This window comes from Plantactinospora sp. GCM10030261 (genome assembly GCF_042666615.1).
Classification (GTDB): Bacteria; Actinomycetota; Actinomycetes; order Mycobacteriales; family Micromonosporaceae; genus KBS50.
Map to the genome: position 1 here is coordinate 135,282 of NZ_JBHTDD010000018.1, position 13,827 is coordinate 149,108.

General features: G+C 71.9%; 11 protein-coding genes. 2 read left to right on the forward strand and 9 right to left on the reverse strand.

From position 1 onward, the window contains the following. Positions 1-11: 11 nt before the first annotated feature. The 8 genes from ACFQUZ_RS21230 to ssb all read right to left on the reverse strand — a co-directional run bounded on the left by ACFQUZ_RS21230 (position 12) and on the right by ssb (position 8,984). Positions 12-1,607 carry an ATP-dependent DNA ligase gene (locus tag ACFQUZ_RS21230; RefSeq protein WP_377444934.1) on the reverse strand — a complete coding sequence of 532 codons (1,596 nt, stop codon included), beginning with the start codon at positions 1,605-1,607 and terminating at the stop codon, positions 12-14. 75 nt (positions 1,608-1,682) lie between these two features. Then, a complete protein-coding gene (locus ACFQUZ_RS21235; protein WP_377444937.1) occupies positions 1,683-1,889 on the reverse strand; it encodes a hypothetical protein in 207 nt (68 codons plus the stop codon). Positions 1,890-1,986: 97 nt separating this feature from the next. Then, positions 1,987-3,363, reverse strand: a complete 1,377-nt coding sequence (locus ACFQUZ_RS21240; RefSeq protein WP_377444940.1) for a dipeptidase — start codon at positions 3,361-3,363, stop codon at positions 1,987-1,989. 32 nt (positions 3,364-3,395) lie between these two features. Then, positions 3,396-4,544: a M48 family metallopeptidase gene (locus tag ACFQUZ_RS21245; RefSeq protein ID WP_377444941.1), complete on the reverse strand. Its 1,149-nt coding sequence runs from the start codon at positions 4,542-4,544 to the stop codon at positions 3,396-3,398. Positions 4,545-4,676: 132 nt separating this feature from the next. Further along, on the reverse strand, positions 4,677-5,303 hold the full coding sequence (locus ACFQUZ_RS21250) for a uridine kinase (RefSeq protein WP_377444944.1): 627 nt from the start codon (positions 5,301-5,303) through the stop codon (positions 4,677-4,679). Next, positions 5,293-6,888, reverse strand: coding sequence for a cobyric acid synthase (locus tag ACFQUZ_RS21255; RefSeq protein WP_377445009.1), 1,596 nt, complete (start codon positions 6,886-6,888; stop codon positions 5,293-5,295). Before ACFQUZ_RS21255 ends, ACFQUZ_RS21250 begins: the two co-directional genes overlap by 11 nt. After that, positions 6,885-7,874: a cobalamin biosynthesis protein gene (locus ACFQUZ_RS21260; protein WP_377445011.1), complete on the reverse strand. Its 990-nt coding sequence runs from the start codon at positions 7,872-7,874 to the stop codon at positions 6,885-6,887. Before ACFQUZ_RS21260 ends, ACFQUZ_RS21255 begins: the two co-directional genes overlap by 4 nt. 339 nt (positions 7,875-8,213) lie before the next feature. Next, on the reverse strand, positions 8,214-8,984 hold the full coding sequence (gene ssb, locus ACFQUZ_RS21265; RefSeq protein WP_377444947.1) for a single-stranded DNA-binding protein: 771 nt from the start codon (positions 8,982-8,984) through the stop codon (positions 8,214-8,216). A gap of 171 nt (positions 8,985-9,155) precedes the next feature. Between ssb and ACFQUZ_RS21270 the strand changes: the two genes are divergently transcribed. Beyond that, positions 9,156-10,238 carry an alpha/beta hydrolase gene (locus tag ACFQUZ_RS21270; RefSeq protein ID WP_377444950.1) on the forward strand — a complete coding sequence of 361 codons (1,083 nt, stop codon included), beginning with the start codon at positions 9,156-9,158 and terminating at the stop codon, positions 10,236-10,238. Between the two features lie 332 nt (positions 10,239-10,570). Continuing rightward, positions 10,571-12,505, forward strand: a complete 1,935-nt coding sequence (locus ACFQUZ_RS21275) for a Xaa-Pro dipeptidyl-peptidase (RefSeq protein ID WP_377445014.1) — start codon at positions 10,571-10,573, stop codon at positions 12,503-12,505. 173 nt (positions 12,506-12,678) lie between these two features. On the opposite strand, the gene ACFQUZ_RS21280 is transcribed toward ACFQUZ_RS21275, so the two are convergent. Continuing rightward, positions 12,679-13,719, reverse strand: a complete 1,041-nt coding sequence (locus ACFQUZ_RS21280) for a hypothetical protein (RefSeq protein WP_377444952.1) — start codon at positions 13,717-13,719, stop codon at positions 12,679-12,681. Positions 13,720-13,827: the final 108 nt, after the last annotated feature.

Sequence of the window (13,827 nt, forward strand, 5' to 3'; positions counted from 1 at the left end):
GACGCGTCGGCTCAGCCCGTGCGGCCGGCGTGCAGGGCCCGGACCGTGTCGATGGTGTCCGCCTCGGCGGCCGTCTTGTCGTCCCGGTAACGCAGTACCCGGGCGAACCGGAGCGCCACCCCACCCGGATAGCGCGGGCTGGACTGCACCCCGTCGAACGCGATCTCCACCACCTGCTCCGGGCGCACCCGCACCACCCAGTCACCGCGTTCCACCGCCAGCTCCAGGAACCGCTCGGTCTGCCAGCGCAACAACTCGTCGGTGAGTCCCTTGAACGTCTTGCCGAGCATCACGAACCCACCGGTCTCCGGGTCACGGGCGCCGAGATGGAGGTTTGACAGCCAACCGGTGCGCCGGCCGCTGCCCCACTCCACGGCGAGCACCACCAGGTCGAGGGTGTGCCGGGGTTTCACCTTGATCCAGGCCGCGCCGCGGCGGCCCGCGTCGTACGGCGCGTCGGGTGCCTTGACGACGATTCCCTCCTGGCCGGCGTCCAGCGCCGCGGCGAACGCCTCGGACGCCTGATCGACGCCGTCGACGTTCAGCCGGCCGACGATCAGCGGGGCGTCGACCGTGGCCGCGAGCGCCGCCCACCGGTCCCGTCCGGGCGCGTCAAGCAGGTCGGTGCCGTCGAGGTGCAGCAGATCGAAGAAGTACGGCGTGAGCACGGTGGCCCCGGTCGTCCCGGCCGCCGCGAGCACTCCATCGGCGGCCGGGGTCGCACCGGTGGTGCTCGCGGTCACCCGCCGGCGAGCGCCACGGGTGGCGGCCCGGCTCGCCGTCTCCTGGAACGGCCGTGGTCGGCCCGTCGCGTCCAGGGCGATCGCCTCGCCGTCGAGGACGATCTCGCGGGCCGGAAGCGCCCGGACGGCGGCCACCACCTCGGGGACCCGGGCGGTGATGTCGTCCAGGCTCCGCGTGTAGACGCCGATGTCCTCGCCCGAACGGTGCACCTGGATACGAATGCCGTCCAGCTTTACGTCCACCACGGCCGGCATGCCGGTGGCCGCCAGCGCCTCGTCGACGGAGGGCGCGCTCTGGGCCAGCATCGGCGCCAACGGCCGGCCCACCCGGAGCGCGAACTCGCCGAGCGCGCCGGCTCCCCCGGTCAAGGCCGCCTCCGCCACCGCCCGCAGGTCGCCAGCGAGCAACAGGGCGCGACGGACCAGCGGCAACGGCACCTCGGCGGCCCGGGCCACGGCGTCGGCCAGGAGCCCGGCCTGGGCGCCCTGCCGGAGCTCGCCACTGAACAGGCCGACCAGCATGTGTTGCTCGTCGGCGGTCGCCCGGGCGAACAGGTTGCCGAGCAACGCCCGGCGGCGCGCCTGCGAGCCGGCTCCGCTCACCGCGGACAGCCCCGCCACGGCGCCATCGACGTCACGCACCGTCAGCGTCGGCTCGGTGGCCGGCGGTGGCAGCTCGCGCAGGCTCGCGTACCCGACTCCGGTCTGTCGTTGTCGCAGCTCGCCGGCGAGGAACGCGGCGCCCGCGGTGATCTCGGCGGGGTCCAGGCCGCGGAGCGCGGCGGCCAGCAACTCGACCTTGGCCCGGCGGCCGGAGGTCGCTGTCACGGCGGCGGAGGTGGCCGCCAGGTCGAGGAACCGCACGGGTCCATCCTGGCAGCCACCCCCGACAGTTGCCGGCCCGTCGACCGTTGCCGGTCGGCCGGCGGGCCGGCACGGTCAGGCGCTGACGGGCTCCTCGATCCGCAACCCACGGGCTCGGATGCCGTCCGCGACCCGAGAGAGCACCGCGTCGAGCTCGACGAGAGCGGACGAAAGCTCGGTGAGCTGGTCCTTCAGCATGTCGTCGGACCATGCGGAGACATCGACGTCCCCCAGCGCACTGACAGCGACACCCAGCCGCGTAATGGCTTCGTTCGTACTCATGTTCGAAAGACTACCGTACCGAGCCCTTCAGGATGGATGTTCTCCAGAACATCTGGCACATTCGGCCGGCGCGTCCGCGGCCGCCGCCACCAGCCGTTCAGCGGCCGCCACCAGCGTCGGTCCCGGCCGCCGCGACATTTGCCAGCAGTACCGCCTCGGCCAGGCAGACCCGGGCGAATTCGCCCAGGTGCAGGCTCTCGTTCGGGCCGTGCGCCCGGGCGTCCGGGTCCTCCACGCCGGTGATCAGAATGGCCGCCTTCGGGAACAGTTCCCGGAAGGTGGCGATGAACGGGATCGACCCTCCGACGCCCATCTCGACCGGCTCGGTGCCGTCCCAGGCGGCGGCGAAGGCGGCCCGCGCCGCGTCGTACATCGGGCCGGTCGTGTCGATCTCGCAGGCGTCACCGTCGTGTTCCAGGGTCACTGTCACCTCGGCTCCCCACGGAGCGTGCTTCTCCAGGTGGCCGGCGATCGCCGCGTACGCCCGCTTCGGATCGTCGCCCGGTGCGAGCCGGAGGCTGAGCTTCGCCTTTGCGGCCGGGACGATGGCGTTCGGGGCGCCGAGCGTCGGCGGCGCGTCGATGCCGAGCACCGCGAGCGCCGGCTTGATCCAGATCCGGTCGGTGAGCCGGCCGGTGCCGATGAACTGGGTCCCGTCGAGCATTCCGGCCTCGTGCCGCAGCCGATCCTCCGGATAGTCGACGGTGGCACCCGTGCGTCCGACCAGGCCCTCGACGGCCACGTCGCCGGCCTCGTCGTGCAACGTCGCGATGAGCCGGGACAGCGCGGTCAACGCGTCCGGCACCGCACCGCCGAACATCCCGCTGTGCACGGCGTGGGTGCCGGTGCGGACCTCGACGAAGAGGTTCACCAGGCCGCGCAGCGACGTCGTCAGCGCCGGGGTGCCGATGTCCCAGTTGCCGGAGTCCGCGATCACCATGACGTCGGCGGCCAGGTCGTCCCGGTGCTCCCGCAGCAGCCGCTCCAGCGAGTCGGAGCCGTACTCCTCCTCCCCCTCGATGAACAGCACCACGCCGACCGGCAGCGCGTCGCCGAACGCCCGCAGCGCCGCCACGTGTGCCATGATGCCGGCCTTGTCGTCGGCGGCACCGCGGCCGTAGAGCCGACCGTTCCGCTCCTCCGGCTCGAACGGATCGCTCTCCCACAGCGCGCGGTCGCCCACGGGCTGCACGTCGTGGTGCGCGTACAGCAGCACGGTCGGGGCCCCGGGCGGTGCCGGACGTCGGCCGATCACGGCGGGCTGCCCGCCGGAGCGGACGATCCGCACATCGAGGGAGCAGCCGCGGAGCAGCTCGGCCACCGCCTCGGCGGACCGCTCCAGGTGCGAGTGGTCGAAGCCGTCGAAGGCGATGCCCGGGATGCGCACCAGCCGCTCCAGGTCGGCGCGGACACCCGGCAGCTCACGCTCGACGGCGGCGCGCAGGTCGGACTCGGTCAGGATCGGAGTGGTCATGACCGAGATCGTATGCCGCCCTTACCGCCGGTCTATCCTGTGGCCCCGGACCGGCCCGGTCGCCGCGCGCGGGCCGCCCGCGCCGCCTCGTCCAGCCAGCCGCCCGCCCGGCCGATCCCGTCGCCCATCGCGGCACCGAGGTCGCCCGCGCCGTCACCCAGTCGCCGCAGCAGACCGACAAGCGGGTCCGACGAGGTGCTGAAGGCTTCCCGGTACGCCTCGGCGGCGGCCTTGATCTCCTCGCCGACGGAGGAGCTGGCGTCATCGACGCGGCGCGGATAGGTCCCCGCCAGGATGCTGCCGTACTCGCCGGAGTCGACCCACCGGCGCAGGTGGCCGGCGCGCGCCACCGGCACGGGATGGCTGGTCCACGCCGTCATGCGCAGCTTGTGCAGGCTGTCCCGCAGGTCGCCCCCACCGTCGTACTCGGCGGCCTGCTCCAGGAAGGCCGTCGTGTCGATCTGCGTGAGGTCACCGCCACCGGCCAGTTTCATCAACAGGCGCAGCGCCGCCGCCGGATCCTGGCCGGCCAGCAGACCGGCCCGGTCGGCCGAGAGTTCGGCCTTGCGCCACCACTCCAGCATCGCCGCGATGATCCCCCGCAGGGCGAGTGCGCCGACCGGCAACCAGCTCAGGTTCGCCGCCCAGCGGGTCAGGACGGTCAGCATCGTCTTGTAGACCGCGTGACCACTGCGGACGTGACCCAGCTCGTGTCCCAGCAGGAACCGCAGCTCGTCGTCATCGAGCTGCTGAACGGCGCCCGACGTCAGCACCACGAACGGCCGGTCCAGCCCGATCGCCTTGCCGGTGATCCAGGGCGACTGGGTGACGAACAGTTCCGGCAACTCGGGGACGTCGAGGGTGGCGGCGGCCTCGGTGAAACGCTGGTAGACCCGGGGATACTGACGGTGGTCGACTCGGAGACCGCCGCCCAGGTAGGCCAGCCGGAAGGACCGCTCGTTCCACATCCCGAAGAAGGCGCGCAGGACGTCGTCGAATCCACGCAGTTCGCGGAGGGCGGTCAGGGCGCCCCGATCGGCGGGGTGCTCCCAGGCACGGGAGGAGATCCCGGTGAGCACGACCCGGCGGCGTACCGGCGCACCGCCCTCCGGGTCGGTGTCCGGAGCGCCGGTCGTCGAGAAACCGGTGTCCCCCGTCGCGGACGGATCGGCTGCCGTCATGGATTCCCCCGCTCCCACGCTGGGCGGCGAGACCGGCTGCACCGAAGCTGGCCGGTCCGGCCGCGCCCGTATCCGCCGATCGTGCCGTACCGGACCGTCCACGTCCATGCTTCGAAGCGGCCAATCGACCCGTCAGCGCACCCGCAGGTAGCGGTTGTCCGGGTCATCGATCCGGCCCGGCGCGCCGTCCACCACCAGGTCGGACCGCCGCTCTGTGTCGTCCGCGGTGAAGTGCGTGTCCTCGGCGAGCCGCCACCGCTCCAGGGCGGACCGTACGGCCGGACCGTCACGGGCCAGCGCCCGGTCGAGCCGTAGTTCCCGTGGCGCCGTGACGAAGACGGCGAGGCTCAACTCGGGCCGGATCGTGGCGCGGGCCGCGCTGACCCCTTCGAGGATCACCACCGGTGCCGCCGGCACGGGCACCCACCGGGGGGTGAACTCCCGTCGAATCCAGCTGTATCGGCGGTACCGTCCCGGACGACCGGCGCGCAGCGGGCCGAGCACCCAGTCCTCAAGCCGTGACCAGAACGTGAACTGGTCGGCCCAGCCGTCGAGCAGGTCGTCCGTGTGCACCACCGGCGCGTCGATCGATTCTCCGGACCCGGGGAGCCCCGCGAGGGCGACGGTCAGCCGGCCGGCGAACAGCGTCTTGCCGGCGCCGCTCGGACCGTCGATGGCGACGAGCCGGACCGGGCCCAGGCGGGCCGGTGTCGCGAGGACCCGCCGGCCCAGTTCCTGGTACGTCTCCTCAACCGGCACGCGTGCCCTGGCCCATCCGCGCGGGTGCTGGTACCGGTCTCGGCGGCGGCTGGGGCATCGCCGGCGCCCCGGGTGGCACGAACGGCAGGTCGTCCGCCGGCCCGTTCTCGATCAGTCGCCACAGAGCCGCGCTGTCCAGGTGCTCCTCGACCAGGTCGCCCAGCAGGTCGAGGGTCCGCTCCCGGGCGGCGACGAACGACGTGTCCGGCGCGACGACGAAACCACGGCGGCCGGCGAGCCGGGCCACCTCGGTGAGGTACCGGCGACGGAACTCGTCGGACGAGAACGCGCCGTGCCAGTGCGTACCGGTGACACCCCCGGCCACGGCACCCTCCGGCCGGCCCTCGGCGTCGACCAGGAACGGGGTCGGTGCGGCGCTCGTGACCCGCCCGTGGTGGATCTCGTATCCGTGGACCGGTACGCCGAACGCGCTGCCCGTCGACCGGGTGACCGTCTTCCGCCGGTCGAAGACGACCTCGACGGGCAGCAGCCCGAGCCCGGCCACGGGGCCGCGCCGGCTCTCCACGTCGTCCACGACGCGTCGGCCGAGCATCTGGAATCCGCCGCAGATGCCGAGAACCGGCCGCCCGGCGGCGGCGTGCCGGTGCACCACGTCGGCCAGGCCCGTCCGTCGCAGCCAGTCGAGGTCCTCGACGGTCGCCTTGGTGCCGGGCAGGATCACCAGATCTGCCGCGGCTATCTCGGCCGGCTCGACGGTCAGCCGCACCCGCACCCCAGGCTCCACGGCGAGTGCCTCCAGATCGGTGGCATTGGAGATCCGGGGCAGCCGGATCGCCGCGACGTCCAGCCATTCGCCGCCGCGCGGCGCGGCGGGCCGGCCGAGCACCCGCCCGTACGCGAGCGAGTCCTCGGCGTCCAGCCACAGGTCGACGTGCCAGGGCAACACCCCGTACGTCGGTCGACCGGTCACGGCGGTGAGCATGTCGAGGCCCGGCTGGAGCAGCCCTTGGTCACCGCGGAACTTGTTGACCACAAAGCCGGCCACGAGGGCCTGGTCGGCGGCGTCGAGCAGGGCGAGGGTGCCGAACATGGCGGCGAAAACACCACCCCGGTCGATGTCCCCCACCACGATGGTCGGCAGCCCGGCATGCCGGGCCAGCCCCAGGTTGACGTAGTCGGCGTCCCGCAGGTTGATCTCGGCCGGACTGCCGGCACCCTCGCAGACCACCACGTCGTAGTGGGCACGCAACTCGGCCAGGGCGTCGAACGCCGTGCCGGCGAGCCGCGGCCGCAGGCTCCGGAAGTTGGCCGCGTCCACGGTGTCGACGGCCTCGCCGAGCAGCACCACCTGGCTGGACCGGTCGCTACCCGGCTTGAGCAGGACCGGATTGAACCGCAGATCGGGGTCGAGCCCGCAGGCGGCGGCCTGCATGGCCTGGGCTCGACCGATCTCGCCGCCGCGACCGTCGGGTCCGACCACCACCGCCGAGTTGTTCGACATGTTCTGCGCCTTGAACGGTGCCACCGCGACCCCTCGCCGGTGCAGCCAGCGGCAGATCCCGGCGGTGAGCATGCTCTTGCCGGCGTCCGACGTGGTCCCGGCGACGAGCAGCCCGCCGCTCACCGGCCCCGCCAGGCTCGGGCCACCGCCGTCGCGGCGTGGACGGCTCCCCACCGGGACACCGCCAGCGCGACGCAGCCGCCCAGCGCGGCCAGTCCGACCGCACCTGAGAGCCGGACCGCCCGCTTGATGTGTCGCGGTTCCGGACGTGGCCCGTCGCCGAGGAACGGCCGCACCTCCATCCGGCCGAAGTACACGTTGCGCCCGCCGAGCCGGACGCCGAGCGCGCCGGCCATGGCGGCCTCACACTGGCCGGCGTTGGGACTTGGATGGTCGTGACGATCCCGGCGCCAGATCCGCCACGCCCGCGCGCGGTCGCCCCGGGCCACCGGCGCCACGGCGATAGTGAGTAGCCCGGTGAGGCGCGCCGGGGCCAGGTTGAGCGCGTCGTCAAGCCGGGCGGCGGCCGTGCCGAAGCGTGCGTACCGGGCCGAACGGTGTCCCACCATCGCGTCGAGCGTGTTGGCCGCCCGATAGCCGAGCAGCCCGGGCAGTCCGGCCACGGCGCCCCAGAACAGCGGCGCCACCACGGCGTCCGAGGTGTTCTCCGCCAGCGATTCGATGGTGGCCCGGGCCAGTTCGGCTTCGTCGAGCGCCGCCGGATCCCGGCCGCAGAGGTGGTTGAGCCGGTCACGCGCCGCCGGCAGGTCGGCCCGGCCGAGAGCCCGTGCCATCAACCGACCCTCCCGGCGAAGGGTACGACCGCCGAGCACCGCCCATGTGCCCGCGGCCACCAGCGCGGCGCGGGCCACCGGGCGTCGCCGGGTGAGCGCGGTGCCCGCGGCGCCGGCCAGCACTGCGGCACCGACCGCCACCGCCGTGTGCAGGGCGCCGGCCGCCCGGCTGTCCCGGTACAGCCGGGTCTCCAGCGTCGAGGCGGCCCGACCGAAGCCGGCCACGGGATGGCGTCTCGCCGGGTCACCGAGCAGTCTGTCGAGGCCGTAGCCGGCGACCAGGCCCACGGCGTCCGCCGCCCCCGTTCGCCACAATCGAGCCACCAGTCCTGCTCCTCCCGGCGTCGTTGTCCCGGCCGCAGCCGTCACTGCCCCAGCCGCAGCCTAGCTACCGTTCGCCGACCGCTGGCCCGCGGAACCACCGGCGGCGGAGCCACCGGCCCTGCCACGCCGGTGAGCCACGCCGGTGTGCCACGCCGGCCGAGGCACGTGGCGAACCACCCCGCCGGTCCGCGCCGCCTGGGAGGCGGGCCGCCCACCCCGTCGACCCGCCTCCCGTGCGCCCCCCGTTGCCGCGAGCGGCGCACCACCCGATGCCCGGCCACGCCCCAGCCCGGCCATCGGGCCGCCCGTGCCCGGACGACGCGGGCCTGATCAGGCAGGCACCGCGGCCCGGGCCCGTCCGCGCCGTCCTCGGGATCCGGAGGTCACGCGGACCTCGTCGCCCCCCAGCGCGAGCGGATCGGGTGTGGCGGACTCCACCCCGGAGGCACCCGAATCGGGGTCGGCCGAATCCGAGCCGGCCGGGGCCTCCACGTCGGGCGGCTCGACGTCGTCGGCCGGCTGATACGGGAAGTCGGGCGCGTCGAAGCCCGAGTCAACCGCCGGGTGGTGGTCGTCCCGGGTCGCCATCGGCAGGTCCAGGAAGCCGTCGTCGTCCGCGTCCGCCGGCACGTCGCCCGGTTGGGCGGGCGCGTCGTCCGGCGGCACCGGCTCCGACGCCTCGCCGCGCACCCGGGCCTCCGCCTCGTCGTCCTCGACCACGCTGGTGGTGAGGTTAGGCCGGTTGCGGGAGAACCTCGCCCGGCCCCGGGACAGATCGTGGCCCACGGCCACCGCCTCCACCTCGTAGAGCGTGCGGTGGGTGCCGGCCTCGTCGGTCCAGTCCCGGGTGTACATCCGGCCGGTCACCATGATCGGATCACCCACCATCACCGAGGCCGCAACCCCCTCGGCGAGCCGCCGCCAGCAGGTCACCCGCACGCGAAGGCCCTTGCCGTCCACCCAGCGACCGCTGTCCTTGTCGAGCCGGCGGGCCGTCGAGGCCACCTTGAAGTTGGCGACCAGGGTGTTGCTCTGGCTGGTCCGCCGCCACTCCGGGGCGGTCAGCACGTTCCCCACAACAGTCACGTATGTATCGAACACCGCACATCCCATCTCATTCTCGGTTAGCCGTCCGAGCCGACTCGCGAATCAGCCTCCGTCCATCGACACCGCCACACCACCCCGCGCCTCCTGACCTGTGGACAACGGGCCCTTCTGTGGAAAACGACCTGATCAAGGCCGAATCTGGTATAGCGCGGTACCGTCGACTCCGTGGAACCGGATGTGCTCGGCGCGCCGTACGAGTGCGAGGTCATCGACCTCGACCCCGACGACGAGGGGCCGGTCGTGGCGACGCTGGTGCGACGCCGCGCGCCGGACCGCAGCGGTCGCGCGGTGCTCTATCTGCACGGGTTCGTCGACTACTTCTTCCAGACCCACCTGGCCGACTTCTTCGTCGCCCGGGGATGGGACTTCTACGCGCTCGACCTGCGCAAGTACGGCCGCAGCCTGCTGCCGCACCAGACGCCCAACTTCTGTCGGGACCTGAGCGAATACTTCCCGGAGTTGGACGAGGCCGTCCGGATCATCCGGGCCGACGGAAACGACGCGCTGATGGTCAACGGCCACTCCACCGGTGGTCTCATCGCCGCGATCTGGGCACACGCCCGTCGTGACGCGGGCATCGTCGACGGCCTGTTCCTCAACAGCCCGTTCTTCGACCTCAATACGCCCTGGCTGGTCCGCCGGCCCGTCGCGGCCGCCGTCGTCCGGCTCGGCCGCCGGGCACCGTACCGGCAGATTCCCCGCAATCTCTCCATGCTGTACGGCCGGAGCCTGCACGCCGACCACGACGGCGAATGGCGGTACGACCTGGACTGGAAGCCGCTCGGCGGGTTCCCGGTCCGGGTCGGGTGGCTGGCCGCGGTCCGCCGGGCGCAGCGGCAGTTGCGGACCGGCCTCGACATTCCGGTTCCGGTGCTGCTGGCCTGCTCGGCGCGCAGCTTCCGAGGTCGCACCTGGCACGAGTCGGTGTCGCTGGCGGACGCGGTGCTGGACGTGGAGCACATGATCCGCTGGGCACCCCGGCTGGGTCGGCACGTCACCGTCGTCCGGTTCGACGGTGGCATGCACGACCTCACCCTGTCCGGCCCGGCGGTTCGCGAGCGGGTGTTCAGCGAGGTGGGCCGATGGATCGACGCCTTCGTGGTCCGCGACGACGCGCTGCGGAACGGGACGGACGTCGTCGGCACCGACGGCCGGCAGCCTTTTGCCGTCGCCGATGCCCATCCGGCGGGTCCGACCCTCGATACGGCTGGCCCGCCCGCTGTCGCCGGGCCAGCGAAAACGCACTGAGACAGGCTCCGCACCGGTTCCATCCGCCGCTCCGATATGTCGCGCCGCAACACTGGAACGGGCGGGACTTCGGCAGGTATTCCGCGCACGGACACGAGGCATGCGACATGTTCATGGGTCGTCCACCCGCCCCGGTGCGATCGGTAAATCCAGTTCAGGGCCCATTACGAAACCGTGTGGCTCAATGCATCGAAATCCGGGACAGCAAAAACCTCATCGCGTCGGATACCTTGATCACCGCTGGCCGCACAACCACTGCGGCCAGCGGCGTCTTCCGATAATCAGCGCGAGGAAGGATGACCTTGTTAAAGCTGCATCGACAGTTACGGGGGATGGCGGGCCTGGCGCTCGCCACTGCTGTCGTCGCGTCCACGGCACAGGTGGTTTCCACGACCGCCGCAACCGCGGATCCGGCTGCGGGTCGACCGTTTATTCAGGCTGGGCAAACGGTTCCCGTCTATTCGTACGCCAATGCCACTCGCGAAAGTGTCTGGGTGCAGTCACCGGTGGACAGCGATGGCGATGGTCAGCCCGATCGGATCGCGGTTGACGTGATCCGGCCGAGCGAGGCCGCGGCAGCGGGAGTCGACGTCCCGGTGATCATGATCGCCTCGCCGTACTACCAGAGCATCGGCCGGGGTCTCGAGAACGAGAGCAAGCGATACGATGACTCCGGGGTCATCAGTAAGTTCCCGCTCTTCTACGACAACTACTACGTGCCTCGCGGGTACGCGGTTGTTCAGGTCGACCTCGCGGGCACGAACCGGTCGACCGGCTGCAATGACATCAGCGGAGAGGCCGAGGTCCTCGGCGCGAAAGCGGCGATCGACTGGCTGAACGGGCGCGCCTCCGCCGCCCACGCCGACGGCCGCGCGGCGGTCGCGGACTGGACCACCGGCAAGGTCGGCATGATCGGCAAGTCGTGGGACGGCACGGTCGCGAACGGGGTGGCGGCGACGGGCGTGGAGGGGCTGGCCACCATCGTGCCGATCGGTGCGATCTCCAGCTGGTACGACTACATGCGGTTGAACGGCATTCTTCGTGGACCGGACGGCGTGCCCTGGCACCACAACTACGTTTCCGCGCGTCCCGACGGGGTCTGTGACGCGATGGTGGCGGCGATGCAGGCGGCCGCCGGCGAGGACACCGGGGACTATACCGATTTCTGGGCCCAGCGTGACTTCACCAGCAAGGCCGGCAATGTCCGTGCGAGCGTTTTCGCGGTACACGGGCTCAACGATCTCAACGTGATGACCTCGCAATTCGGCAATTGGTGGTCGGCACTGGCCGCGCACGACGTGCCCCGTAAGGTCTGGTTGTCCCAGACCGGGCATGTCGAACCCTTCGACTTCCGGCGTTCGGAATGGGTGAACACGCTGCACCAGTGGTTCGACTACTGGCTGCAGGGCATCGACAACGGCGTCATGGCGCAGCCGATGGCATCGGTCGAACGGAGCCCGAACGTCTGGACCGAGGATCGGTCGTGGCCCCCCGCGTCGGTCCGGACCGCGACCCTGCCACTCGGCTGGGGTGACGGCGTCACCGGTACGATCGGCGGCCCCAACCCGGTCCAGAGGAACCAGTCCTACGTGGACGCACCCGGGTTGACGGAGGCGAACGCGGTAAGCGATCCCAGTACGGCCAAGGGAGGTCGCCTCGTCTTCCTGAACGGCCCGCTCGGTAGTGACCTACGGATCAGCGGCACACCGACTGTGACGCTGAGGGTCCAGGTCGACAAGCCCACCACCTCACTCACCGCGCGACTGGTCGACTACGGCACGGCCACCAGGGTGGACCACGCGTCGGGTGGCGGCATCCGGTTGCTTCCGACCGAGTCCTGCTACGGCGAGTCGACCGCACTCGACGACGGGTGCTACCGGGACACCGCACTCAACGTGGCGACCAGGGACCACAACGTGCTGACTCGGGGTTGGTTGGACGCGGCGCACCATGTCTCGTTGCGGCAGACCACCCCGTTGCAGCCCGGCGTGTGGTACACGGTGACCCTGCCACTACAGACGGCCGATGCCGTCATCCCGGCCGATCATGTGTTGGGTTTGATCCTGACCCAGACCGATGCGGAGTACACATACCCCAGATCGACCGGCGCCACGGTCCGCGTCGCCCTCAAGTCCAGCGCCCTGAACCTGCCGCTCGCGACGACCACCGCGCCCGCCATGACGGATCCGGCGCCGCGGGTGAGTACGACGGATAAGCTGCCGAAGCCGGGCAGGGACTCCGCTGACAAGGGGCGTCTGGTCGGCTGACCCGGTAGCGCGTGCGTGTTTCCCGTCGCGGCATCAGCCGTGGCGCGGGTGACCCGCAGGCGGCTTCCGATCGCGTGCCCGGTGAGAAATCCACCGGGCACGCGACGGAACAGTCGCCCATGCCGTCCCGACCAGCCCGGTGGCCGGTCGGGACGGCACACGACCTGGCCCGCCTATGGCGTCGGTCCGCAGTCCCAACGGACCGGCCACTGTCGCAGGTATCCATAGGCCACGTCGTCGTCGGTCAACGCGACTACGCCCCCGGTCTTGAACGGCGAGGTGTCGGTCGGCAACGACCGGAACACGTCGTCGTGGACCAGCCACAGCTTGCCGTCCGGCACGGTGTTCAGAGCGATCGACCCACCGTGGTTGACGGCGTCGACGAGGCCCCAGGCCAGGACCGTGGGCGCGGTGGCCTCCGGTGGCCACGCCAGGGCCAGGTCTGCCCCGTCCACGTCGGAGCGGCCCGCACCGATCACGTGCCCGTTGCGGATCGCGACGGCCGAGGTCCCGGAGCCGGAACCGTCCGGCGGCGCCGGCAGCACCGTCACGGAGCCGTCCGGCGCCCACCGCACCGCCCGACTGGGGGACCCGGCCGAAGGATCGCGGTTGAAGGTCGAACCGACAGCGGTGCCGTCGGCGTCGATGCCGGTGATCAGTCCGCTGTCGTGACCGGCCGGCACGGCCAGGGCACGGATCACGTCCTCCGGTGACCACACGACGGGCTGCCCGGCGCGGTTCGCCACCGGGCTCGACGTGCCGACGACCGTGCCGTCGTCGGCGAGATCGTGCGTTGTGGCGTTGTGCCCGGGCGACAGCGGGGGCAGTTCGGTGAACCGACCGTCGCGGTAGCGCCAGGCCGAGTAGTGGTTCTTCTCGTAGTCGTACGAGCTGCCGACGATGTCGCCGTGCGCGTTGATGGCGTCGGCATCGACGTCGGTGACGCCCAGATCCTGCGGCACCCCACCGTCCCACCGGATCAGGTGCTCCCGCCCCGCGCCGTCGACCGCCCAACCCACCTGGAACCGTCCGCTGGGGTCGGAGTCCCGGATCTGAACCTGGGTCATCCCGGGCGGCAGCGGTACGTACGACATGGCGCATGGTGAGCCGTACGCCGGATCGGTGGCGAGCGCCGGCCCGGCCGGCACGGTGATGCCTATCGCCGTGCCGCCCGCCGCGAGCAGCGCGGCGACGATTCGTCTGGTTGTGGTCACGGTATTCATCCTCCGTGGGGCGTTCCCCGCCACCACCGGCCGGTGGCGGTCTCGCCGACGAACGGTGCCAGCGGGGACTGCCGGATCACTGCGGCGGCACTGCGGTCC

Excerpts from the sequence above, each read along its gene's own strand:
- ACFQUZ_RS21240 (WP_377444940.1), bottom strand. The coding sequence starts at position 3,363 with ATGACCACTCCGATCCTGACCGAGTCCGACCTGCGCGCCGCCGTCGAG.
- ACFQUZ_RS21235 (WP_377444937.1), bottom strand. The coding sequence starts at position 1,889 with ATGAGTACGAACGAAGCCATTACGCGGCTGGGTGTCGCTGTCAGTGCG.
- ACFQUZ_RS21245 (WP_377444941.1), bottom strand. The coding sequence starts at position 4,544 with ATGACGGCAGCCGATCCGTCCGCGACGGGGGACACCGGTTTCTCGACG.
- ACFQUZ_RS21275 (WP_377445014.1), top strand. The coding sequence starts at position 10,571 with ATGGCGGGCCTGGCGCTCGCCACTGCTGTCGTCGCGTCCACGGCACAG.